Source organism: Carnobacterium sp. (genome assembly GCF_045617425.1).
Lineage (GTDB): Bacteria > Bacillota > Bacilli > Lactobacillales > Carnobacteriaceae > Carnobacterium_B.
Genome location: NZ_JAZLIO010000020.1, coordinates 1 through 23715, shown reverse-complemented (window position 1 = coordinate 23715; position 23715 = coordinate 1). Strand labels below are relative to the sequence as shown.

Sequence of the window (23715 nt, the reverse complement as noted above, 5' to 3'; positions counted from 1 at the left end):
TACTAAATTACTAATTATCCGTCTTCTTTTAAAGCTAATTTAAATCGGACTAAGCCTACGTATTTTTTTTATCTCTACCTGTTCTCTAATTTCATCAACGTTTGATACTGTAACAAATCCTACAGCTTTCTCCATAGCATTTGCTACACCACAGGCCATAGAATATCTTAATACGTCTTCTATTTTCATTTGATTATCTATAGCAAAAGCAGCTCCACCTACTGTAGCATCTCCTGAACCAGTAGGATTAACTAAACTAATAGAGGGTACTACTACATCATAGATATCCCCGTTATATTTCACAATCGCTCCTTTTTCTCCACAAGAGATTAAAATTAAATCTATTCCATCAAATATAGTTTGTTGTTTTAACTGATAAATCACGTCTTTTTTATCTATACATTCTATATTAATAATCTCAGAGAATTCATGAATATTCGGCTTAATAAAATAGGGCTTTTTATTTCCTAATAAAACGGATTTCAACTGTTCTCTAGATATATCTAACAAAATTTTTATATCGGGAAATTCGTTGGAGATTTTTTCTATATACTCTTTATATAAATGCTGATTTTTAGAATTTACAGATCCTGATAAACAAATAGAAGTTACATTAATATTTTCCCTGCATGCTCTTAAAATATCATTCAATATTTTTTTTTCAACTTTTTGGTTTATATGTGGTCCTTCTTCAACGATCTCAGTTTGAGTTCCCCCATCGTGCATAATTGTCAGGGCGTTACGCGTCTCTCCAACCTTTAACTCAATAAAATCCATTGAAAATTTTTCGTTTTGTGTAAGCTTTTTTAATATTTCTCCATTTATACCCGCTAAAGCTCCATAGGTTTTTACTTCCGAGCCTAATATTGCAGACGTTCTTGCTGCATTTAACCCTTTCCCACCTATCATTCTAACAGGATTCTCAGATCTATTTTGAGAACCTAATTTTAATGAGTCCATATTATATAAATAGTCAATTGACGGATTCATAGTTAAAGTTATTATCACTTTTTCATCTCCTTATTCACTATTTTTCCAAAAGAACTAAAGTAGTCTAACGTATTTTGGTCCATTTCGTTATCAGTAATCACAAAATCTAAATCACCTAACTTATAAAAGGTGTATACATCTGAAACATTAAATTTAGAACTATCCGCTACAACTACAGTCTGCTTAGCATTTCTAAAAGCTGCTTTTTGAATGCTTCCTTCTAATTCATTTGCAGTAGTAACGTTATCGTTATATATTCCATTTGTTGCAGCGAATGCTATATCTATGTTTAGATTATCAAAGATCTTTTCTGCATGCTCCCCAACAAATTCTTCAGTTACTTTTAGATATTCTCCTCCGGTAAGCTGAACTTTGTAGTCACTATTGTGAATTAAATAATCAAAGGCAATCATACTATTGGTTATAAAAAACAGTTCTTTCTTATCAATATATGGTAATGCGTAAAGAATTGTTGTCCCAGCACCTATATAAACAACATCCCCATCATTAATGACAGAATTCATTACTCTTCCAATATATTCTTTATTTTCTACAGAAAGTTCAATTTTTTCAGTTGTAGTAAGCTCTTTTTCTTTTAAATTTACTTTTTGAGCCCCTCCATATAATTTCACAAGTACATTTTTTTCCGATAATTCAGTAATATCTCTACGAACGGTCATATCAGAAACGTCTAATGATTGCGCTAGCTCAGTTACAGTTACAAAATTATTGTGTTCTAAATAGCCTAAAATTTTATCATGTCTCTCGCTTTTCAACATACGTACCATTCCAATCAAGTTTTTTTGTTTTACTTTGTTTATCTTTGGTTTTATTATACACAAAAAAAATTATTAATCAACGTTGAAAGCGTTGACAAAATAAAATCAACAAGGTATCATATAATTATTAAAACAAAGTTAAACATTAAGTAACAAAATTAAACTTTAAGGAGGAATTTTATGTGTATAACTGATATGTTACAGAAAGATTTAATAGATCTTTCTGTAACAGCTACGACAGAAGATGAATTATTCAACATTATTGGAGACCGATTGCTGCAAAAAGGTTATGTAAATGAGGGTTATCTTTCTGGTATTAAAGAAAGAGAAGAAAAATACCCTACAGGATTAATTACTCAATACTTAAACATAGCTTTACCTCATTCAGATTCTGAATTTATAGAGACACCTTTCATTTATATCGTCAGACTAACTAATCCTGTTTTAGTCAAACAAATGGGGGATAGTAAAGAAATGAAGGTGCATGATTTATTCTTTCTAGGAATCAAAGACTCTACAAAACAAGTTAATCTTTTATCACAACTAATGGAAATGTTTATGGATAAAAGATTCGTAACTGATTACATTTCTTATAAGAATGAATTTGAAGTTTTTGAACTTATATCAAATTACATAAAAAAAGGAGCGGTTAATTATGGTTAAAAAATTAGTAGTAGCTTGCGGAAGTGGTGTTGCAACCAGTACAACAATAGCAGAAAAAATAAAATCAAAATTTGAAAATGATCGTGTTCAGTGCAATGTTGAGGCAGTTGATTATAAATCAATTTTAAATGAACTACCAAACACAGATATTTATGTTTACATTGCACAACCAGATGCAAATGTTTTAAAAACAGCAGATAAGCTTAACGTAAAGGTTTTTCCTGGCATTCCATTTTTAACAGGTATGGGTATGGATAAAGTATATGAAGAAATTATAGCTGCAACAAAATAAAATATAAAAGAAAAGGTGAATACTATGGAGATGTTTCAATCTTTTATTCAATATATTCTAAATTTAGGATCCGCAATATTTGTTCCTCTTATTATTTTTATTATTGGTTTAGTAGCTAAAATGCCTTTGAAAAAGGCATTTATGTCAGCTATTACTTTAGGAATTGCTTTCACAGGGATGAACATGGTAATCGGTTTCATGTCTTCTGCAGTAAGCCCTGCTTCAGAAGCATTTGCTCTCAACACTGGTATCTCTCTTCCAGCTTTAGACTTGGGATGGACAGGTGCAGCTAGTATCACTTGGTCTTGGGCGTATGCTTTTGTTTTCTTTGCAGTAGTTATTGGGGTTAACATTGTTATGCTTTTACTAAATCTAACAAAAACATTAAACGTTGATATGTGGAATGTTTGGGGCAAAGCCTTAACTGCTTATTTAGTTTATTTTATAAGTGGGAGTTTAATAGCTGGTTTTGTTACAGCTATTGTACAAGTGATTTTGGAATTAAAATTGGGAGATATGTTCCAAAAACATATTCAAGACTTAACAGGTATTCCTTTAGTGACTGTTACACATATTATGAATATCTCAGCCGTCTTAATGTTACCCGTAAATAAACTGATGGATAAAATACCATTTTTTAACAAAAAATCAGACACGAATGCTTTAAAAGAAAAAATAGGTATCTTTTCTGAAAATAGCGTAATGGGATTTATTATTGGATTATTGCTTGGTTTTGCAGGAGCTTACGGAGTATCTGGTTCCTTAAATCTTGCTATTCAAGTAGCTACGGCTATGGCACTATTTCCAATGATTAGTAAACTATTTATGCAATCTTTATCTCCTTTAGCAGATGCTATGTCAGAACTAATGAAATCTCGCTTTAAAGACAGAGAAGTTTATATAGGATTGGACTGGCCTATTCTAGCAGGTAGATCTGAAGTTTGGGTAACAGCCATTCTAATTGTTCCAATTTTCATTGGATATTCAATGATTCTACCTGGAAATACGGTTTTACCACTAGCTGGTGTTATCAATTATTCAATCGCTGTAGGTGGATTGCTATTAACAGGTGGTAATTTATATAGAATGCTAGTTTTAGGTGTGATTTATACACCACTTTATCTGTATAGTGCAACCTATTTTGCACCAATTTTAACTGGTTTAGCTAATGCAACTGGTTCAGTAGAAGTAGCTAAAGGCCAACTTATTACTTGGTCAAGTATTGAAGGTCCTGAATTCAGAATCATGTTTGCTGAAGCCTTTAATGGCAATATACTAGCTGTTATAGGTGCAATTCTATTCTTGTTAATGTTCTATTGGTTAAATAAAGAAATGAAGAATGCTAAAATTCCTTCAGAGAGATATACAAAAATAATAGAACCTGAAGCTATTGTAGAAGAATAAAAGTGAGGTAGTTAATAATGAATAAACAAGAATTTAAAAAGAATGCGAGAATCAAAAATTCTGAAAAAACAAAGTGGATGTCTCTATTACTATTAGCTACTTTACTTTTTTTCATAGGATTAACAACTAAACAATATCTATTTTACATTCTAGCTACATCACTCGCTTTTTATGTTAGAAAAAATGGCTATAATACATTATTCAAAGACTATGATAATAAACAATTAGCAAAAAGAATCAAAGCTGAAGCAATGATGAATAAAATAAAATAATATGGAGGTCATTTAAATGACTAAAGGAAAGATATTATTCGAAGAAGAACGTAAGGCATTAGCAGAAGTTGTTGAATTGACTTATTACCGAAAAAATACAAATACTGCTGGTGGAAATTTCTCTCTTAAAACAGTTGATGAAGAGGGCAGAGAATACTTAATTATGACGCCTTCAATGATGTCTGAAACTTATCATGGAAAGTTAAGTCCTTCTCAAATATTAGTAGTCGATCCAGATACATGGGAAGTATACTCTGGTGAAGGAGAATTAACTCGTGAAATCAATATGCACACTGCAGCGTATAGAGCTAATCCAGAAATAAAATGTGTTTTTCATGCTCATGCTCCCAATGCTATGTTTTGGGCAACCAGTCATTTAGACATGCCAAATCTAACTGAAGCCACACAAAAGGTGAAATATATTAAAGTTTTAGATTTTGAACCTAACTGTTCTCCAGAACTTGCTGCTTTAGTTAGTGCTGAAATAAAGAAAGATAATGAGTTACCAAAGGAGTATTTATTAGATAGTCATGGTGTTTTAATTATTACACCAGGAAACGACGGTCTTGAGGCTTTATATAAAGCTATTTCAATATTAGATACAGTAGAATGGAATGCAGAAATTGCTTACAAGCAAACAATTTTCCAACAATTAGGTTTACTTGACGGGTATTACTCTAAAGGTTTTAAAGTTGGAACTATTGAGGACCTAGTTACCCACAATCCAATTTGGAATTCACAATATAAAGCTAAAGTAGGAGAAATTAGTGATTAAAATTTATTAGTGAAAGAAAGCGTAGAGCGGACATTTAATTGTTCGTTCTACGCTTCCTTTTTGTATTATATAATCAACTCTGACCTAGACTTATACACTCCATTACCAAAAACAAGTGTTTTTTTACCATCTGGCCGACGTTTTCTGCCACAGTCATGCAGAACTCCTTAATGGCATCATATACGAATCGATTCTCCTCTGAAATTACGTTGCTAAATTTATTTGATTCGCAATCCATAAACTATGGCAGATAATTTTTAAAGAATATTATTGTTAATATTCTTTAAAAGAGGCTATTATCTATCTATTTTTTAGTATATTGTTAATATAGTTCCAAAATATCTATCTAATAGAAGGAGAAGTTGAATGATAACTACAAATAGCAAAACAGTTAAATTGAGTAATTTTCCTGATTCAAAGTGGTTTTGGAAAGGATTAGGTGGGAACTTTGATAGCTTCACACAAATAGTAAACGAATTCATTGACAACTCTCTCTCAGAGTTCCTACAAAATGATCAAGGCGAGATTAAAAAAATTCTTATCAGAGTAGAAGAGTTAATTGGAGAAAAATACAGCGTTGAAATCGAAGATACAGGTTCAGGTATATCAAACTTGAATGCCGCATTTTCTCTTGGAAACAAAACTGCTCAAGTATCTTCTCTAAATGAGCATGGATTTGGAATGAAACATGCTCTAGCAGCTGCTAATAAAGAAAATAATAATTGGTCAGTATTGACGCGAACTGAAAAGGATAAGATGATTCACTCCTACACCAAAGTTGAAGCACCGTTTGATATAATGAACCAGCAATCGGAATATATTACAGACGATGGTTGGCCTGGAATTCAGTCAACCGGCACAATAATTAGGTTTATTGTTGATAAACCTTGGTTAAAAACTATCACTAGGGGGTTGAGAGGAAATTATAGTAACTTAAAGTCAATGATGGAAGTTCTTTCAGAAGATTTAGGTTATACATATTCAACATTTATTGCCAAAAACATTGCAAGTATGACAATTAGATATAAATCCCTAGACATGAGTAACTATAATACAATAGATGTGCCTGCACTTCGTCCACATTATAATGATACAATGTCTCCTGGGATTGGGACTACAGAAATTGATTTGGGCAATGGAGAAGTTACTATTGAATATGAATTTCTACAAGCTCTAGAATCCCCATATAAAAAATATTATAAGGCCAACATGTCTACATCTGGGGTGGAAATCCGCATTAATGGCAGACTGTTAGCTGATAATCTTTTTACTGCAATTTGGGGAAAAGAGAAACACAACTCATATAATTATATTCTTATTAGAATTAATGTTGTATCTGATGATAAAGTGAATTTACCGAGTACAACAACTAATAAAGACGGTTTGAGACAAGATGATCCTAAGTTAAATGCTATTTATAACTGGATTAGATCTAAATTATCTGATCCTAAAAGACAAGCGTCATTATCCGATCATGAAACAGACTTATTTGAACAATTGAGAGAGAAAAAATTGAAAATTCTCGGTGAATTTGATTCGTCAATTATTGTGGATAGAGAACGATATGCATTTACTTCTGTAAATGAGAAAATAAGAATTGACTTATATCAATCAGTAAATAACAAAAATACAATTTATGAAGGGAAAAAGGATAAAACAACTCCACAAGATCTTTACCAATTACTGATGTACTGGGATGGTTTAGTTATGGATAAAGTACCCGTAGATGAAGCCATCATTATTGCAGCAGAGCACCCTGAATCAGTGAGAGCACTTGTAAATGTGAAGAATGAGGCTAAGGACGCATTAGGGAATCAATACAAAATTAAATTGAAAACTTGGCAAAGTGAGGATATAGCATATCCAAATTAAAGGATTTTTATAAAATGCAACTAGCTTACAACATAGGGTTTTAGAAAATATAGTTTTTGTATCGACTATGAGAATCTTCATTTTGATAAATCAAGAAAAAACCTTAAATTTTTAAGGTATTATCATGTATCGACAGAACGTATAGGTTAAAGGATTAGAAATAGTAAATATGCTTAATGATAACAATTTTATTTAATCGAACGTACTGAAACAGCATAAAAATTTAATTAAATGCCGCTTCTTTATACTCTTTGAGTAAGTGAGTTCTTCCCCTGCTATTAGAGGTCAAGATACTTTGCTAATTCCGGTCACTTTCTCTACTTCCGTATGTTAATGGTGTCAGACGTAATCAATACATACAATAGTTAGATTCTTAAACAGAAACGTTAGGAGGTAATGGTATGTTTCAACCCAATTTACAAATTGGAGAAATTATCAATAACGAAAAATTAGTAGAGATATTTACGGTGAATAAACAGCAAGGAATGCGTAAATCAATAACTAATAATTGCTTAGTGTTAGTTTCTAATTCCGCCAAAGGTTTATATGACAATAAATGGGAAGGAAAAGTTCTCCATTATACAGGGATGGGATACGGGAATCAAAGTTTCACTTTTATGCAAAATAAAACGGTTTTTGAGTCAAATAGTAATGGAGTGACATTGTTCCTTTTTGAGGTGTTAAAACCTAAAAATTATATTTACAGGGGGGAAGTGGAGCTTGCGGATACTCCCTACATGACAAGTCAAGTCCAAAAAGGAGTGGGAGGACGACAAGTTTGTATATTCCCTCTTCGTCTTAAAGTCAGTGATTCTACTGCAGCAATTGATTTAAATGTTCTAGCTGAGAGAAAACGAATACTAACTAAAAAAGCCAAAAGAGAAAAACTTTCAACTATAGAAGAAAATGCAAAATTAGTATCTGGTCAACCTAGTTATAGGCTTACATATTCCAAGACTTATGAAAGAAACATTTATGTGAAGGAATATGTTCTTAGGCTAGCGGACGGAGTTTGTCAGTTATGCAATACAATTGCGCCCTTTGAGGATAAAGACGGGAAACCTTATTTAGAAGTTCACCATATTGAATGGCTTTCAAGGAGCGGGAATGACACTATTGATAATGCCATTGCATTATGTCCTAATTGTCATAGAAAAATGCATATAAACGACGATAAAGATGATTTTGATATTTTAAAGAATAAGGCATTGTTACAAAGTAAAAAGTAATCGAGTTAGTATCTAATCAGGAACATGTAAGGCTTTTCACAAAAAGCCCTTTACCCAAACCGTTTTTTCGTTTTGTGTCGCCATACGCCCTGATTCTCCGCGGCCGAATCAGGGCTTTACCATCATCTCAGGCTGTTTTATGGTAATCGACAGGCGTGAGCACTGCTGCGGTCCCACCTGCTGCTATCCGGGAATAGAGCAGCGAATCAAGAACTGCCAACCGCTTGTTGGATTATTCATTCCTTATAGGCATTGGCCACACTGCCTAAAGAATCAGCAATGATATGCCCTTCGTCAAGGTTTGAGTCTTCTATACCAGGTACTTTGGCTTAATCAGAAAAATATCGTCCATTTGAATTGACTGACTCAGTCTAATCATCTTGTACAACAATTTCATTTGCTACTACACGAACTAATTGACCGTATTCATTCGTATAGGCCCAATACTCTCTATCCCCAAATCCGATGTCCACGACAACGTTCGTTTGACGATAGCCAGATAGATTCCCACCGCCCACTTCAATTAACGTGTAATCATCATGAGATACAGGCGATTGCTTTTCTTGAGCTGGTTCGGATTCTGTGCTTGAAGTTTCTTCTGGAGAATTAGAACTTTCTTTTGGCTTTTCGCTCTCTTCAATTTCCTCAGATTATTGAATAGACGATTCCTCTACTTTTGTTTCTGTTTCAACAATCAATTTCGACTGATTCTGATTCGATTACCTCTTCTGTTACTTCTCCTGTGGGTGTACAGGCACTAATTAGCAATATATTACTTGCCACCAATAACAACCATGCTCTTTTTATTACTGTGTTCGCTCCTTTTTAATTTTAGATAAAAAATAAATAGTAATATATTTATAATGTTAATTATTTAAGATAAATTTATTTTCTCTCTTTTAGTTCGAAAAAATTATAATTTGAAACGGAGATTACAATTTTTTATATTTTTAACAAAAACAGGCAAATTAATTTAACAAAATATTGTCGTTACGTTGATTTATAGGGATATAACATTAATAATAATTTTTTTGAATGATTAAAAGATTTTCAGTTGTTAAACTAAAAAATATAATTATTTTTTAGTCACAATGCCTTATCTGAACCTAATAATTTTTCAATGTTTTCGGTATAAATTCTGAAAGTTATTACTTCAATAAAATCCTTTTTATTAAAAGCATTAGTAAGCGATTTTTAAGTGAGAGAGTCATTGCTGAAAGGACAGTCATTTTTATTGTAAAATGGTTCATAGGGAGTTTTTTTTAAGTGCAGAATTCATGTTAATATTATTCTATTAGGAAAACGTTTTTTTTCGACTTATTTAGACAGTATATTTTACACTCCATTTTTAAATTACATGATGGTATCTTATTAGAAGGATGGTTTTATATTATGGATCCAAAAGATTATATTCCTCTATTCATTAGCTTTATTTTAGGTGTTTTATCAACATTACTATTTAAAATTTATGACTTCTTTTATAAAAAATATAAAGTTAATAAGCTTATTGATTTATACTATATAGATTTTATAGATAGCCTTAAAATTATATCAAGTTCTCAAGTAAAAACACATTTGTTTCAAAGTTTGAATAATACAAAAACTCAATGTCAAGGATTCAAGAATAGATTAAGCTATGAAATTACTTATGAAATTCCTTATTTAAATACTAATTATACTTTTGAGCTAGTTAGATTAATAAATTATACAGTAAATGAATTGGACACTCTAATCGAAAGTTCCTCACTTAATGCTATAGATGATGACGATATATCCAAAATTTTCAACGATATTGAATCTATGATAGAAAAAACCAAAAAAGAGTATAAATCAAATGTTAAAAAATATATCTCTTTAAAATCAATACAATGAAATATCTTCATAATAGGGAATAGACCAGTTGTCTGTTCTCTATGAATTTTATAACATTACCAGTGTCAATCACTTTGTAAATAATAATTAGAAATCTTAATTCATCTAATCCTTTGATTTAAAGTTCCCAAAATGAGCAAAATAGTTCATTTAAGAAGACGAAGTTTAACATCATTGTATACAAAGTTAGATAAGCTGCTTGCAGACTACCTGTTGTTGAATATTTAAACGCAGGGGAAGTTGTAAGTCTGTTTATTGATTCTGCTACCTGTTGACTAAGTTTCGTTATACTCTCTAATGCAGGCGATTGAGTTAGGGTATTTGAGAGAACTACAGCCTGTTGGAAACTCATTATCGAAGACTCAAACGCAGGCGAATTTATAAGTTTGTTCATTGATTTTGCTACCTGTTGACTAAGTTTCGTTATACTTTCTAGTGCAGGCGATTGAGTAAGGTTGTTTGAAAGAACTACAGCTTGCTAAAAACTCATTATTGAAGGCTCAGATACAGGTGATATAGGTTCTCTATCCTCTTTATTTTATTTAACTACAAAATGATTTATTTTTTCCTCGGATGCGATAAACTATATCCTTGGTTACCCATGTGTCAGATGTAATTTCCTTTTATAACGAGTTAAAGTACTTTTGCTAATTCCGGTCATCTTCTCTACTTCTGTGTAAGAGTGCTCCTCCAGAAGTCTCATTGCCAAATTAATTTGCTGCTGAGAAAATTTCTTTGGACGTCCTTCAAGAAATCCTGGACGCTGTTTGGCAATCTCTTTCCCTTCTTGAGTTCGTTCCACGATTAAATCACGCTCAAAGTCTGCAAAAGCGCTAAATATAGTGAAAATTAGTCTACCAGTGGATGTGTTCTCAATTACACCCAAGTTCAAAACATTAATCTTAACCCCTTTTTCAAAGAGTAATTTGATTGTATTTAAGGCATTTTGAGTGCTTCGAGCAAATCGGTCTAGTTTTGTCACGACCAACGTATCTCCAGTCTGAATTTCTTGAAGTAGCTTCTGAAACTCGGGACGATCATTTTTTGTTCCTGTGATTTTTTCAAAATAAATCCGGTCACAATGTTCCTCTTCCAGTTGGTGCATTTGCCCTTCTAAATCCTGATGCCGGGTGCTTACTCGTGCATAGCCATATTTCATATTTTTCACCCTCATTTTCAGTTTACTTTTGACCATTAGTTATGACACCGTTGTATGTATTGATTTTACTGGAACTGAAAATCGTAGTCAATACTCTTAAGTTATGATTATATTTCTATGATTGTTTATCTTTAAAAAAAATGAGAACAGGAAGATATATAAGGTTCCATTGAGCAAAGCTACAAGTATTGAAGTTGTTGAAATAATTAAAAGAGTCAAATTATTATATATTGAAAACGTACGCTATAATGTGTATATAAAGAACAAGCAGAAAAAGGAGCGGATGACAATGGACGTTATTACAACGACAAACTTTAAAAAAGATATGTTTAATATCTTAAATCGTGTTACTACTGAAAATAAAACAATAGAAATTACATTAAAATCCAAAAATGGTTTTAATGACAGCGTTGTGATAATCCCTAAAAGAGAATACCAAAGAATACAAGAAGAATTACACTTGGAAAGAACAGGAACACTTGGGTATGTAATAAACGCTATGGAACACTCAACTGATGCTGATTTTGAGGAAGTTTAATTTCATATTTCGGTGAAAGAATAGAAATTCTATTAAAAAATGAAGTACATCATCCGAAAAATATAAAAGTTCGATTAATGAGAATCAACTAAAAACATAGTTTTTTTTACAATAGAAGGGCCAATAAAAACTGTTAAAATAGTGGGTGATTGGTCCCTCTGTTAACAGAATGTAACTAGATAAGAGGTAGCTATAAGCTTACCTCTTTTTTTAAGTTGTCAGAAACGGCTAACTACTAACTATTTGTAATGAAAGATGAGTAGCACGCTCAAGGGGAAACAAAACGGCCTCGCCTTGCCGGAAGTCAAAAACTATCAACGAACCAAATCTCCTATTTCATAAATATCTCCGCTAACGAGAGCCACAGATAGTATCAACCACAATAGGTTGAATGTACCACTTGTACCAGCAATGTACCATACTTTTCAAAAAGAGTGGTACACGTTTTATTGTTGACACACCAATGTTTATAGACCTTTTTTATATACTGTACCACTTGTACCATCTAAAACATAAGTATAAATATAATGCTCATGATTGAACCCCATATGTGAGCATTACATATATAAGTTTATTCGGGGTGGTACAGTGGTGCATTTTAAATGTTAACGCAACCAACCATTGGTATTAAAGGAAAAAAAGTGTACCACATGGGGTGGTACATAATAGTAAAGCGCGGTACATTTTTGTTTGTTAGCGCAAACATCCATTGGTACCAATGGATAAAAATGTACCACTTGTTAAATAAGTGTCCATTCACATTACCCTAAATGCTGGTACTGCAGCACTTGTTATGTGGTATGTATTTAAATCCAGGTATAAAATCACTTATTTCATACACAATATATCAATCCTATTTGACAGTTTTGTGGTTATAAACTAATAGAGAACCTGTTGAGTACTTATAATTGTTTCATATACGTACTGCATATTTGTTACTGATACTAAATTTATCGGTGAGGAATTTTGTGCTCTAAAAATCTCTTAATTGGGGCAGACGTTTTCCATCTAATCAAACCATTATCCGATGGATGATGGCGCAGGTTAAAGATGGAGTCTGTCTAAAAGAGAGGGTGGTGTAGGACGAAGATGACGCACAGGTCGTCATCAGAGTTTGGATTACTTTAACCCGATCTAGGTGAATCGAAAGACATTTCGGATCATGCTTTTGCAACATAAGAGGGAATGATTGTCGCATAGACAATTAGACACCCGTTGTTGTTTTGCTTCTTTTAGCCATACGCAGTTGGCGCAAAAAGAAGGGGCACCCAAGCGGTAGCGCAGGGCAAGAAAATGAAGGCGAAAGCCTTTATTTACGCAGTATGGGGAGTGGCCGGCTATGCCGGCAGAACAATAGCCGCAGGCTGTTGTGAATACACTCCCCTTATGCTCTTTCTTCTCTGACCACGCGTTATCAGACACCCGATACAAATACCCGTAACAAATCCTTGATAACAAACAACTTTGAGCAGGTGTAAGGGGGTAACGAAAAAGCACGTTTGGTCTGACCAAGGTGTAGACACCCCCTGCAAACGTTGCTACGTCAAGCCGACCCTCTGACCCAAAACGGACGTTATTCAAAAACGTGTAGGACAGGGTCAAAGGGGAACGTACATTCGCGTATTCCCCCAATAAAAAAAAAAACGACTAAGATAAGGTTCTGCTGTTAGGCCAGTTGTAAGGCGAACTTCCCTTACAACAAAAGGCTCAACAGGTCGCGCGGTATGGACAAAGGGTGATGCCAAAAATGGCCGTGAAAAGTGGTCGCTTAGAGAAGAGGTTGCCGTAAATCCCAAAATGTTTTGATCTTGATCTGGTCTCTTGCCGGGTACTTCGTTCACTCCCTGTGGCCATCATGCGGAACGCGTGTATGGACGAAGAAACGATTAACGGAATAACTCTATCGTTTAGTCCAATTCAGTTGATACGAGTGTTTCTTAATGATTGTAGCCTGTTGCTTTTGAGGGGGCTGGGCGTGAGCCTGTGTCGCTTTAGCGAGGTGTCTGACATCCCAAAGCCGAACGGCCATTGGGTCCGCCTTAAAAGCAGGATATCTAAATTCAAACATTCGGTGCCATTAAGGTCTTCTTGTTCGATTGGGTTCTTGTTTCTTTGCTGTTAGCGTAATGCAATGCTACACGGATAGTATGTGGTCGTTTGCTGGGGGCTTAACGAGCCTGAGTCGCTTTAGCGCAATGCCGTAAACACTGAAGCCGAGGCAAGCTGGGGACCCCAGCAAATCGACCTAATCCATGCATGTGCTATCTTTTGACTGTGAACGTGCACTTGTCCTAATTGACGACCTTTTCAGGGTATCCATATAAATCTCTTGAACGGTTGCCCGATAAATAGGGATTATTCAGCGCATTTCCCCAAACGATTTTGTCTGGTCTTAGTAGTCAAACGGACCATAAATATGAGCCTAAACGAGTGAATTAATTCTTGTGTATTTGGTCGTTTGTCCGACACAGGCGTTACGGTCAGCTCTTTGAATAAGTGTTTTTTATCAGCTGTTCGTTCACGGTATTTTTGATAACGATCTTAGTTTTTTTGCCGTTGGATGACGCCGGAGCCTGATACGCTTTAGCGTGATTTAGTAAAAATTAAAAGCCGACAAGTCTTGGACTCGACGGCAAAAAAATAGAACACGTGTGGCTAACAGAAAAATCTAACAGTGTTATCCAATGTATACCACTTTATTGGTTTTAACTGATTATTCAAGCAGGTTATCCAGAATCATTATGATTGTCATTGATTTTATCGGTCAATGTTATAAAACTGTACAGACAAATAGGTGACCCCCTAAATCAGACGCACACTTTTTAAAGAACCGTCGGACGACTGTCTCTTTAAAAAGTGTACAACATGATAAATAGACAGTCATTAGACAGGTGATTACTACAAAAAATAAAATCAGACAGTCATTGGACAGTCGATTACTACATTAAATAAAATCAGGTAGTCAATAGACAGTTCTTTATTTTAATAGTATAATAAATAGACAGTCATTGGACAGTTGATTACTACATTAAATAAAATCAGGTAGTCAACCAACAGTCATTTTAATTCAGCACAATCGTTCATATTTATATAATCGTTTTAAACCGCCTACACTAAGGTGACAGGGTGCTAAACTAAAGATAGATAAGAAAGCAGCGTCTATATTCAAGAAAGTTGAATCCAAATGTCCCAAAGAGAATCATTTTTAACTAAGTAGTCCATTAATTCAAGAAGTACCTATTCTAAAAAAAAGAGGAGTGACAGAAAAAAATGACTGAAACAACTGAGCAACGAAGAAGAGTGATGTTTCGTTATGAACCTAAAGACTACCAAATGTTAGACGACTGGTTGGATCAGCAAGAAAACAAATCACAGTCGATAGTGTATGCATTAGAAATGTTGATTACCCAAATTGGACCAACAGCTGATACAGATATTATAAAAAATGCATTAAAACAATCGACACAATCGTCGATAGAATTGTTAGAACAAAAGAAAACGGATTGGGGTGATGAATCATGATTCCTTCAGATGGATCCCTTATAACTTCACAAAATAGCGAACCAACACCAAATTCAAGAAAGAAGACTAAACCAACTATGAAACGAATGACCATTCGTGTGGATGATGTAGACGAATCTACTAAAAAGTGGTTAGCAAACCAAAAAAATGTGTCAGCCAGTATTCGTTTATTGATTGATCAAGCGTCAAGACAGTCAGTCAACGACTACATTACACACTGTGCAAGTTTAGTCGGACCGCCGAATCAACAACAGCAACCTGAAACGGTTATGTTTAATAAACGTGCCGATGAACTTGAGTTTCCTGAATTAACAGAAACAGAAGAGATGCCACAATCAGTCCAGGTTGAACCTGATTTAGATTTACTAGATGAGGACGATAATGATGGAGTAACTGCTCGTTTAATGAATGAAATTCGTCGTAAGCGAAAACGAAATGCACCTCTTGTGGGAGCTTCGTTCGAGGACATTATGATTTCAGAAAGTCAAAAAAACGAATAAGGTTTACGCGATACCAGCAATCAAAAAAAACGTTCTTAGGACCGATTGCATGCATATGAGTAACCGTTCGTAAAAGTACATTAATACAATCAAAAGGAAAGAAACTTTATGTGAAGTCCCTTTCCTTTTGATAACCTCTGTTGTTTAAATTAATTTTTGACTGATCACTTTTTTATTTCATATACGAAATGTTCTTTATCTTTACCATCTTGTATTCGTTTATAAGAAAACTTATACTTCATACCAATAGTTTCTACAACTTTTTTTGAAGCTATATTGCTAGGAAAAAATTGTGCTATAACTTAAATAATGTTGCTAACAGCATGAAATATATTATATTTTTGTATGTTATTTATTGTATATATTAATAAATTAAGTATTATTTTTTTAAAGAGTTCTAGAATTCTCTTTCATGCACGGTTGTCATTCACTAAATAATCTGAAATTGTCTCAGAATCGTTCTGTGAAGATATCCATTATGACCCTTTTTATTTATTTACTTTCATACTAGCTATCTAAGGATTGAAAACAACTACTCATGTACTAATTGGATCAACAAAGTTAATAGGGTTAAAAGAATTGATATTGACTCATATAGGCTAATATTTACTCCTTACAGCACCCTGGGATTGAACTAAACCATAAAAAGCTATACACTTATTTTGTAATTAATTAGTCGATAGCATTTCGTTTACTGATAATAAACGGGGTGCTTTTTTATTTGTTTAATTCGCTAAATATCCATATAAATAGAGTAACACCTGTTTTAAAAAGATCCAGGTATTTAGAAAAATCAGGAGCGTGAATAAATGACCCCACAACTACAAAATATATTAATTGGTGCTGTCACAGCATCTTTTATACCCTTTATTTCCTTTTGTTATAGTAAATATAAAAGATGGAATGAATTGAGAAAAATAAAAGAAATGCTTTTTAAAGAATATATTGATCCTTTAGATGAGCTTACCAATGAGTTAAATAGAACTACCGAAAGTGAATATAGAACTGAACTCCGGCTAATACATAAAAGAATGGATTACTTGCTTGAAAACGAAATAAAATATATGAGTTCTGACAATCAATTTGAAATCATTAGAATGATTGAATATACAAAAATGTATTTATTTCAACTAAATGAAATATTAAAGGAGTACACTTTTCATGATATAACGCCTGTAATAAAAGATGAAAGCCAAGATAAACAGCCTGAAATGAAAGAACTTACTACTAAATATAAAAATACAATAAATGCCTACAAGGATTTAAAAAGAGATTATTTAGTAAAGGAAAAGGATCTCCAATGATAAAATACAGATTTTATTATAGTTTTTAATGTAATCATCTCAGAGCTGCACCAGAAGTAATCCGTTCAATCCCTGTTGAGTTTCATAATGTTAATTAGACATTTGTTTAAAATCTAGTAGAAAGCTCTAAAACACATTTTTATATCGCCTGTAGCGTCTAATTTAATTTATGATAAGGAGTTTTATATATTATGAAAGAAGTTGAAGAAGTCGAGATACTAGAGGAATACACACCCACAGAACTTAGTGAGAAGTTAAATATTAATCCTTCTACTTTAAGAAAATATAGTGGGATGATTGACGAACAAAACGGTGAGCCTTTTTTCAAGAGAGACAATAAAAATGGACGGAAATATGATAAAGAAGCGGCTGATATACTAGAACGCGTAATTTCCTTGAAAAAATCACCTGATATTAATTTAGAATCCTCTATTGACCTAGTTTTAAATGAATACAAACAAGAAAATCAAGCGCTTGGGACGCAATATGATATAGCGGAAAAAACGCCTAAAACAGATGAAATAAAGCTACTACATAACAAAATAGATTTCATCGCGAATCAACTTCAAAAATTGATTGAACAGAACGATCAATTAATCAAGGATAACCAAGAAATGAAACTTGCTTTGGAACAGCCAGAAGAAGAACCGTTTTCTGATTCAGAACCGATTGAAGAAAAACAAACTTTCTTTACGCGCTTATTTAAAAAGAAATAAATTTAGCTACTGTTTTATGCGATATAACGTCTGTAACGTTTTTAAATATACTTTGTTAATTGGGTTTTTATGTTAAGTAATATATGCCATTACTAATTAATTATTTTTTTAAGAATAAACTTAAATTATCTAGAGTTTTTTGTTCATTATCTTCAGCAGTATTTTCAAAAATGTTTACTACTTCTCCATTTTGTAATTCAATTAATGAAGGGACATATATAACTTCAAATTTATTCAAAATTTCAGTTAAGTTTTCTGTTTCTCTAAACTCATCAGTATTAAGATAAAGTACAGTTACATTTTCTTCTTTAACAATTTGTTCTAATCTGGGATAAAGTATAGCACAATGCGGACAAGTTGGTCGTCCAATATAAATAAACCCGTCTTCCATATCATTCAAATTATCTAAATCAGAAATTTCTTCTACAGAACCTTCAACAGAATCTTGATTTGAAAAATACCATCCTAAATATATAAGAAAAACTATAGTGACTAAAGATATTACAATTTTTATACCTGATTTTTTTTTCATTTTAAAACTCCTTATATTTTAATTAATTTTTTATAACCATTTTTCTTTAACACAGTAAGTCAATTATAAAGATAAAAAAAATAATTAGAAATAATTAATCTTGTAATACAGACTGGTATGTAGCGAACAGGCTTCTTAATTATCATTCAAAAATTGGAAACGCTCTATTAATGATAACCTTATCTCTTTAATTTAACATCTTTTTTCCTTATACTTTTAAGTAGATACAAAAAAAAAAAAAAAAGGAGTGGTCAAATGTTAAAGAAAAAAAACTTGTTTTATTTACTTAGCGCGTTGCTTGTAGGTGCTTTTCCATTTCTTTCAGCTGGTACTACTGTTTATGCTGTAGAAGGCGGTAATGCTACTGTTCAAGAAGAGGATCTAGAAGCAATGGCAACTGAATTAGAGTATATTTTTACTTCTATTGTTGTTGAAGATACAACAACTGGCGAATACTTAATTAATGAAGAAGAGTTAAGTAATTCTTCTTATAGCGATGAAGAAAAAGAAAGTTTTAAATTTTTTGCAGCTTATCTTAATGATCCTACTATAATCGAAGACTCTAGTAGTACTGAAGGAATGGTAACTACAGCTGCTAATCCATATGCTGGTTGTTTAGCAGATGCAACTGGTATTGCAAAAGGAGCTTTAAATGAAGTCGGTAAAGCTATAGAACAAGGTAATTGGTTGACTGCCGCTGGTTTATTAGGTGGAGCCGCTGCCGCTGCTGGAATCCCTGCTATATCTATAGCTGCAGGATTAATATTTTTAGCAACATGTGGGGCAACACCTGCTAGCTAAAGGTGAATTCATATAAAATAAAGTAAGGAGATATGAATTACTGTTGATTAAACTATTAGAAAATATAAATATAATTGCAATACTATTGTTACTTCTGAGCACCATAAGCTATTACAGGAGTTTACGAAGTAAGCAAAAAAGAGAAAAACTATCAACATTTGAAAAAGTAATGTACATCTTAACAGCTATTGCATGCCTACTCTTTGTTTTTAGTTATTTTGCTCTCTATTTTGGAACCTAAAAAAGCTTGGACTAATTAATTAGTCCAAGCTTTTTTTACTTCATATAATTAAAGTTATAAAGTGAAAAAGATGATATGAAGTCCAACAAAGTTTCACTTATTTTGTCTTCATTGATTTAAATATAATGTTTTGTAATTTTCTATCTACTGTGTCCAAATATTTTTAATAATGGAATTTTATGTTAAGTTAGTAGTTTATTATCTAAAATAATCAAATACCAAATTGATTATTTTTTTTACTTAAAGCCTACAATAATACCTTTTATATATTTGATAGTAAGGTAGGTAAAGTATATAACTACTGAAATTGTAATTGCATAAAGCCATAACTGGTCATAATTCATTATTTTTTGAAAGGAAATTAAGACCAATATAATTGGTAATGGAAAGATCAATAAGACAATCATTAATCTAACGAGTTTGTTTTTTTTCTCATTTTTTAAATAATCTAAAAAATAGTCGAAAAATATAGCTGTTATAACATCTAAAAAAGCTTCTATCATACAGACTTGCACCTTCTCATACTATAAATTTAAATGGTAATGTAACCATCCTTTTTACCATCACTTTTTTTATCTAGCCAATTAGCTATTTGCATTCCTGGTTGTAATACATTTTTAACAATAGTGTCTATAATGGCTGTAATCCCTGTGACTTTTTTTACTCCAAAAATAGCAAGTTTTTGAACTACAATTTGATAAAGTCTATCCTTAACAAATTTCACACCATGTTTTTTTAACATAGCTTTTATACCTGCGCTTGCAGCTCCTCCAAAAGCTAAACTAATTGCTATATCTAAACCTGTTCCAACCGTACTAGTTTTCAAACGCATTGCGGCAGCTCTTAATTGTGCCATTTCACTAGGCGTTACTTCACCCTTATCAAGAGCTACATAATATTCTGCAAGAGCTCTCAATTCGCTTTCTGAAGCATCAGGATGATTCTCCATAGTTTCAGATATAGCTAAATTGATTCTCTCTTGTTCTTCTTGCTCTGTTTCATCAGAAAAGTTGTTTTCAATTCCTTCGATATTAACTGTTTCTTGGTCTAAAGCTTCACTAGCTGAAACCCTTACGGTTGGTGCTATTATTCCTACTAACATAATCCCACAAATTATACTTATAAACAATTTCTTTAATTTCATAAATTAAATCCCCCATGTCAATTTTATTTTTTTAGGATAACCTATTTCCTAATATTATTATTTTGATACAATCCTCCTTATCTCAATAGAGTTAATTATTCCAAATTTACTCTATAAAGTAACGCACGTAATGGTTTACAAGGTAGCAACCAGTAGTTTCTACCTTGTAAATACTAGCTTATAGTCAATAATTTTTACTTTCGGTAGGATAGAACAGAGAGAAAAAAAAGGAGGAAGACAGATGGTATTAGGAGAACGATTAAAAGAAAGTAGAATTAATATATGAAGGGGGACTTTGTTTATTTGGGTTTTATGTAAACTATTGAATTATCAGTGGGCTCTTTTATTTTTTAGTCTGCTGCAAAGTTTAAGATGACGGTTGTTTAATTTTGTTTTTTGATTCAGAATATATTATATGATCGAATATTTTAGAAGGTTTTTATCAAAAAATAAGTATACTTATTTTTTAAAGCAGCATGACAATAAAAATAGACTTTTTCTTGTACTAAAGGAGTGACATAATGAAAATAAATAAAAAACAATTTTGGATCCTAGCAATTTCATATGCAGCTGTAACGTTTATTTTGAATAACGTGCTTCACACTGCTATTGGTACTATTTTAATGCAATTAAGTTACTTAGCTTTAGCCACTGGATTAATTTTATGTATATATAAATTACTTAAGATCTCAATCAAACAATCTATCTATAATCGTAAAAAATAAAACGCTACTTTTTTACGATTAAAAAAGTCCAATCCTTTTACCTTTAATTTTACATATTATTTCTTTACACTTGTAACTATAAAGAACTGTTTTTTAACTGATAACTATAAAAGTAAGATAAGGAGAGCTGAATTACTAGTGATTACTTTATTAGAAAATATAAATATATTAGCAACACTTTTGTTAGTTCTATGTACACTAATTTATTATAGAAGTTTACGAAGAAAACGAAAGAACCAATCACTAACAACATTCGAAAAAGCAATGTATATAATAACATCTATTTCAATGTTTTTATATGTTTATAGTTACTTTGCTCTCTATTTTGGAACCTAAAAAATCTTAGACTAATTAATTAGTCTAAGATTTTTTTTTAGTCCTAAATAATTTCTTATTGTTAAAATATTAGAAACCTAACCTGAAATTCAACAGTGTCTCGCTGATTTCATCTTCATTGATCCCAATATAACGCTTTGTTATTTTCTCACTGCTGTGACCGAATATTTCCATCAGTGTAGCCACGTCTTTGGTTTTCTTGTAATAGTGGTACCCAAACGTCTTCCGCAGTGTGTGCGTGCCAATATCGTCTCTTCCTAACAGCTGAGCGACCTTTTGAAACATCTGGTAAACGGTATTCACTTCTAAATGACCACCCTTGGTGCTTGGAAATAAATAATCATCTGCTGCCAGGTCTTTCGTGTACTCCTGGATCAAGTCCTGCAGACTACTCAAATACAAAATACGCGTCTTTCCGGTTTTCTTTTCAATAATACGCGGATTTTTTGAGGAAATTAGATCTCGTTTCTTCAATTTTACGATATCTGACATGCGCAAACCGCTATTAATGCCGATCAAAAACAGAAAAACATCCCGATCTGCGTTTTTGTTTCTTCTTAAACAAAATAAAAAGTCGTTTATTTCTTGTTGCGTTCTTAATGGTTGGACGTTGTAACTCATTTAAAAGCCCTCTCCTCTCACAAAATTGATACATGATTTCGTTTATTATACCACATAATCGTGTGTTGGAGGACTCTATAAAAAAAGAACCCTATTGGAATAGGATTCCGGATACCCGTTTTTATATAATTTCATGTATCCTTTTATTTTTGAGCTAACATTTTAAGATAACTTTGATAATTTTTATTCCCACCAGATAAATTATAAACTTTTTTAAATCCATAATTTAATAATAAATTTTGAGATGCATTTCCAGTTACACCTTTATTACAATAAGTGACTGTTACTACATCTTTGTCCAATTCTGTATTGCTTGCTCTTAGTTCTCCTAAAGGAACATGAATGGCTCCTTTGACATGTGATTTATCAAAATCTTTTTTAGAACGTGTATCGATAATTTGTAATGTTTCACCACTAGTTTGGCGACGTATTAATTCAGCTGGTGTTAACAAGGGGTTACGTTTCAACGCATTATCTAACGCCATACCGGTGTAAAGGACAGGGTCTTTCGTTGTCGCAAATGGTGGTGCATAGGCTAAATCTAAATGAAATAAATCTTCTGCTTTTGCTTTAAAGGTGATGGCTGTTGCGATTACGTCGATTCGTTTATCTACGCCACCTTGACCAATAGCTTGTGCGCCTAAAATGCGACCAGTTTCTTTATCCGCTAATGCTTTGATTGTTAATTCTTTCCCGCCTAAATATTCAGCATGATCTGGCTTAATATTGTACAAAATTTCAACATCATAACCTTCTTTTTTTGCTTCTTTTTCGGTTAATCCTGTTTGACCAACATGTAGGTCAAACATTCTGAAAATCCCTGTTCCTAAGACACCTCTGTGCTCTAAATCTCCACCAGTAATCACGTCTCCAGCAATCCGTCCCATTTTATTAGCTGTTGATCCTAATGGACGATAGATGGGTTTTCCTGTAATAACGGAGAAACTTTCTGCCACATCCCCAACTGCATAAACATCTGGAAGATTGGTTTGCATTTTGTTGTTGACCGCAATTGCTCTTGAAGCTCCCAGTTCTACGCCCATTTCTTTCGCTAATTCTGTATTTGGACGTACACCTGCTGATAAGATAACGATGTCTGGTTCAATTGTAATGCCGTTTGTCGTGATAACTCTCTCTACTGACGTTTCTCCTTCAATCGTTTTTACAGTGTCGCTAAGAATCAAATTAACGCCTTTTGCACGCATATGCTCTTCTACACGGAAAGTCATATCTGCGTCCATAGGAGGCATGACTTGATCTTCTAATTGAACGATTGTTACTTCTAAGCCTTTATGGATTAATTGTTCTGTCATTTCTAAACCAATAAATCCAGCACCAATAATCAATGCTTTTTTAGGTTGTTTAGCTGAATAGGCTCCAATATCTCGTGCGTCTTGAATATTTCGAACTTGGAACACATTATCATAC

The 23715-nt window shown here is 32.7% G+C and carries 23 protein-coding genes; 15 read left to right on the top strand and 8 right to left on the bottom strand.

Annotated features, from left to right (window positions below):
- Positions 1-39 precede the first annotated feature (39 nt).
- Entirely contained in the window at positions 40-1008 is a 969-nt protein-coding gene (locus ACKI3H_RS10565) for a 1-phosphofructokinase family hexose kinase (protein ID WP_407372204.1), read from the bottom strand.
- Positions 1005-1769 carry a DeoR/GlpR family DNA-binding transcription regulator gene (locus ACKI3H_RS10560; protein ID WP_407372203.1) on the bottom strand — a complete coding sequence of 255 codons (765 nt, stop codon included), beginning with the start codon at positions 1767-1769 and terminating at the stop codon, positions 1005-1007. Before ACKI3H_RS10560 ends, ACKI3H_RS10565 begins: the two co-directional genes overlap by 4 nt.
- 180 nt (positions 1770-1949) lie before the next feature.
- Here ACKI3H_RS10560 and ACKI3H_RS10555 point away from each other — a divergent pair, with 180 nt between their 5' ends.
- From ACKI3H_RS10555 to ACKI3H_RS10525, 7 genes are all read left to right on the top strand, one after another.
- Positions 1950-2432, top strand: coding sequence for a PTS sugar transporter subunit IIA (locus tag ACKI3H_RS10555; protein ID WP_407372202.1), 483 nt, complete (start codon positions 1950-1952; stop codon positions 2430-2432).
- Positions 2425-2724 carry a PTS sugar transporter subunit IIB gene (locus ACKI3H_RS10550; RefSeq protein WP_407372201.1) on the top strand — a complete coding sequence of 100 codons (300 nt, stop codon included), beginning with the start codon at positions 2425-2427 and terminating at the stop codon, positions 2722-2724. Before ACKI3H_RS10555 ends, ACKI3H_RS10550 begins: the two co-directional genes overlap by 8 nt.
- 24 nt (positions 2725-2748) lie before the next feature.
- On the top strand, positions 2749-4128 hold the full coding sequence (locus tag ACKI3H_RS10545) for a PTS galactitol transporter subunit IIC (protein WP_407372200.1): 1380 nt from the start codon (positions 2749-2751) through the stop codon (positions 4126-4128).
- A gap of 17 nt (positions 4129-4145) precedes the next feature.
- Positions 4146-4400: a hypothetical protein gene (locus ACKI3H_RS10540; protein ID WP_407372199.1), complete on the top strand. Its 255-nt coding sequence runs from the start codon at positions 4146-4148 to the stop codon at positions 4398-4400.
- A gap of 16 nt (positions 4401-4416) precedes the next feature.
- Complete coding sequence (locus ACKI3H_RS10535) at positions 4417-5175, top strand: class II aldolase/adducin family protein (RefSeq protein WP_407372198.1); 759 nt, start codon at positions 4417-4419, stop codon at positions 5173-5175.
- 366 nt (positions 5176-5541) lie between these two features.
- Positions 5542-7047 carry an ATP-binding protein gene (locus ACKI3H_RS10530; RefSeq protein ID WP_407372197.1) on the top strand — a complete coding sequence of 502 codons (1506 nt, stop codon included), beginning with the start codon at positions 5542-5544 and terminating at the stop codon, positions 7045-7047.
- A 401-nt stretch (positions 7048-7448) separates the two neighbouring features.
- Entirely contained in the window at positions 7449-8276 is an 828-nt protein-coding gene (locus ACKI3H_RS10525; protein ID WP_407372196.1) for an HNH endonuclease, read from the top strand.
- A gap of 371 nt (positions 8277-8647) precedes the next feature.
- On the opposite strand, the gene ACKI3H_RS10520 is transcribed toward ACKI3H_RS10525, so the two are convergent.
- Positions 8648-8794 (bottom strand): hypothetical protein, encoded by a 147-nt coding sequence (locus tag ACKI3H_RS10520; RefSeq protein ID WP_407372195.1) that lies wholly within the window; start codon positions 8792-8794, stop codon positions 8648-8650.
- Positions 8795-9668: 874 nt separating this feature from the next.
- On the opposite strand from ACKI3H_RS10520, the gene ACKI3H_RS10515 reads away from it, so the two are divergent.
- On the top strand, positions 9669-10148 hold the full coding sequence (locus ACKI3H_RS10515) for a hypothetical protein (RefSeq protein ID WP_407372194.1): 480 nt from the start codon (positions 9669-9671) through the stop codon (positions 10146-10148).
- A gap of 595 nt (positions 10149-10743) precedes the next feature.
- Here the strand turns inward: ACKI3H_RS10515 and ACKI3H_RS10510 are convergent.
- Positions 10744-11307, bottom strand: coding sequence for a recombinase family protein (locus ACKI3H_RS10510; protein WP_407372193.1), 564 nt, complete (start codon positions 11305-11307; stop codon positions 10744-10746).
- A 289-nt stretch (positions 11308-11596) separates the two neighbouring features.
- Between ACKI3H_RS10510 and ACKI3H_RS10505 the strand changes: the two genes are divergently transcribed.
- From ACKI3H_RS10505 to ACKI3H_RS10485, 5 genes are all read left to right on the top strand, one after another.
- Positions 11597-11845: a type II toxin-antitoxin system Phd/YefM family antitoxin gene (locus ACKI3H_RS10505; protein WP_407372192.1), complete on the top strand. Its 249-nt coding sequence runs from the start codon at positions 11597-11599 to the stop codon at positions 11843-11845.
- Between the two features lie 3270 nt (positions 11846-15115).
- Complete coding sequence (locus ACKI3H_RS10500) at positions 15116-15367, top strand: hypothetical protein (RefSeq protein ID WP_407372191.1); 252 nt, start codon at positions 15116-15118, stop codon at positions 15365-15367.
- Positions 15364-15867: a hypothetical protein gene (locus tag ACKI3H_RS10495; RefSeq protein ID WP_407372190.1), complete on the top strand. Its 504-nt coding sequence runs from the start codon at positions 15364-15366 to the stop codon at positions 15865-15867. Before ACKI3H_RS10500 ends, ACKI3H_RS10495 begins: the two co-directional genes overlap by 4 nt.
- Before the next feature lie 809 nt (positions 15868-16676).
- A complete protein-coding gene (locus ACKI3H_RS10490) occupies positions 16677-17171 on the top strand; it encodes a hypothetical protein (RefSeq protein WP_407372189.1) in 495 nt (164 codons plus the stop codon).
- A 191-nt stretch (positions 17172-17362) separates the two neighbouring features.
- On the top strand, positions 17363-17887 hold the full coding sequence (locus ACKI3H_RS10485) for a MerR family transcriptional regulator (protein WP_407372188.1): 525 nt from the start codon (positions 17363-17365) through the stop codon (positions 17885-17887).
- A 100-nt stretch (positions 17888-17987) separates the two neighbouring features.
- Here ACKI3H_RS10485 and ACKI3H_RS10480 read toward each other — a convergent pair whose 3' ends face one another.
- Positions 17988-18419 (bottom strand): thioredoxin family protein, encoded by a 432-nt coding sequence (locus tag ACKI3H_RS10480; protein ID WP_407372187.1) that lies wholly within the window; start codon positions 18417-18419, stop codon positions 17988-17990.
- A gap of 255 nt (positions 18420-18674) precedes the next feature.
- Here ACKI3H_RS10480 and ACKI3H_RS10475 point away from each other — a divergent pair, with 255 nt between their 5' ends.
- On the top strand, positions 18675-19220 hold the full coding sequence (locus ACKI3H_RS10475) for a hypothetical protein (protein WP_407372186.1): 546 nt from the start codon (positions 18675-18677) through the stop codon (positions 19218-19220).
- A 773-nt stretch (positions 19221-19993) separates the two neighbouring features.
- On the opposite strand, the gene ACKI3H_RS10470 is transcribed toward ACKI3H_RS10475, so the two are convergent.
- The gene (locus ACKI3H_RS10470; protein WP_407372185.1) at positions 19994-20605 is read right to left on the bottom strand and encodes a hypothetical protein; all 612 of its coding nucleotides are present in this window, start codon (positions 20603-20605) and stop codon (positions 19994-19996) included.
- Between the two features lie 521 nt (positions 20606-21126).
- Between ACKI3H_RS10470 and ACKI3H_RS10465 the strand changes: the two genes are divergently transcribed.
- The gene (locus tag ACKI3H_RS10465) at positions 21127-21330 is read left to right on the top strand and encodes a hypothetical protein (protein ID WP_407372184.1); all 204 of its coding nucleotides are present in this window, start codon (positions 21127-21129) and stop codon (positions 21328-21330) included.
- Positions 21331-21735: 405 nt separating this feature from the next.
- On the opposite strand, the gene ACKI3H_RS10460 is transcribed toward ACKI3H_RS10465, so the two are convergent.
- Positions 21736-22287: a tyrosine-type recombinase/integrase gene (locus ACKI3H_RS10460; protein WP_407372183.1), complete on the bottom strand. Its 552-nt coding sequence runs from the start codon at positions 22285-22287 to the stop codon at positions 21736-21738.
- 143 nt (positions 22288-22430) lie between these two features.
- Positions 22431-23715, bottom strand: a 1285-nt coding sequence (locus tag ACKI3H_RS10455; protein ID WP_407372182.1) for an FAD-dependent oxidoreductase, incomplete at its 5' end; no start/stop codon positions are given.

What these genes read in the sequence shown, in the direction of transcription:
- ACKI3H_RS10560 (WP_407372203.1), bottom strand. Translation starts at nt 1,769, where the DNA reads ATGTTGAAAAGCGAGAGACATGATAAAATTTTAGGCTATTTAGAACAC.
- ACKI3H_RS10535 (WP_407372198.1), top strand. Translation starts at nt 4,417, where the DNA reads ATGACTAAAGGAAAGATATTATTCGAAGAAGAACGTAAGGCATTAGCA.
- ACKI3H_RS10555 (WP_407372202.1), top strand. Translation starts at nt 1,950, where the DNA reads ATGTGTATAACTGATATGTTACAGAAAGATTTAATAGATCTTTCTGTA.
- ACKI3H_RS10460 (WP_407372183.1), bottom strand. Translation starts at nt 22,287, where the DNA reads ATGAGTTACAACGTCCAACCATTAAGAACGCAACAAGAAATAAACGAC.
- ACKI3H_RS10510 (WP_407372193.1), bottom strand. Translation starts at nt 11,307, where the DNA reads ATGAAATATGGCTATGCACGAGTAAGCACCCGGCATCAGGATTTAGAA.
- ACKI3H_RS10500 (WP_407372191.1), top strand. Translation starts at nt 15,116, where the DNA reads ATGACTGAAACAACTGAGCAACGAAGAAGAGTGATGTTTCGTTATGAA.
- ACKI3H_RS10485 (WP_407372188.1), top strand. Translation starts at nt 17,363, where the DNA reads ATGAAAGAAGTTGAAGAAGTCGAGATACTAGAGGAATACACACCCACA.
- ACKI3H_RS10470 (WP_407372185.1), bottom strand. Translation starts at nt 20,605, where the DNA reads ATGAAATTAAAGAAATTGTTTATAAGTATAATTTGTGGGATTATGTTA.
- ACKI3H_RS10475 (WP_407372186.1), top strand. Translation starts at nt 18,675, where the DNA reads ATGTTAAAGAAAAAAAACTTGTTTTATTTACTTAGCGCGTTGCTTGTA.
- ACKI3H_RS10545 (WP_407372200.1), top strand. Translation starts at nt 2,749, where the DNA reads ATGGAGATGTTTCAATCTTTTATTCAATATATTCTAAATTTAGGATCC.
- ACKI3H_RS10540 (WP_407372199.1), top strand. Translation starts at nt 4,146, where the DNA reads ATGAATAAACAAGAATTTAAAAAGAATGCGAGAATCAAAAATTCTGAA.
- ACKI3H_RS10550 (WP_407372201.1), top strand. Translation starts at nt 2,425, where the DNA reads ATGGTTAAAAAATTAGTAGTAGCTTGCGGAAGTGGTGTTGCAACCAGT.
- ACKI3H_RS10495 (WP_407372190.1), top strand. Translation starts at nt 15,364, where the DNA reads ATGATTCCTTCAGATGGATCCCTTATAACTTCACAAAATAGCGAACCA.
- ACKI3H_RS10525 (WP_407372196.1), top strand. Translation starts at nt 7,449, where the DNA reads ATGTTTCAACCCAATTTACAAATTGGAGAAATTATCAATAACGAAAAA.
- ACKI3H_RS10530 (WP_407372197.1), top strand. Translation starts at nt 5,542, where the DNA reads ATGATAACTACAAATAGCAAAACAGTTAAATTGAGTAATTTTCCTGAT.
- ACKI3H_RS10505 (WP_407372192.1), top strand. Translation starts at nt 11,597, where the DNA reads ATGGACGTTATTACAACGACAAACTTTAAAAAAGATATGTTTAATATC.
- ACKI3H_RS10490 (WP_407372189.1), top strand. Translation starts at nt 16,677, where the DNA reads ATGACCCCACAACTACAAAATATATTAATTGGTGCTGTCACAGCATCT.
- ACKI3H_RS10480 (WP_407372187.1), bottom strand. Translation starts at nt 18,419, where the DNA reads ATGAAAAAAAAATCAGGTATAAAAATTGTAATATCTTTAGTCACTATA.
- ACKI3H_RS10515 (WP_407372194.1), top strand. Translation starts at nt 9,669, where the DNA reads ATGGATCCAAAAGATTATATTCCTCTATTCATTAGCTTTATTTTAGGT.
- ACKI3H_RS10465 (WP_407372184.1), top strand. Translation starts at nt 21,127, where the DNA reads ATGAAAATAAATAAAAAACAATTTTGGATCCTAGCAATTTCATATGCA.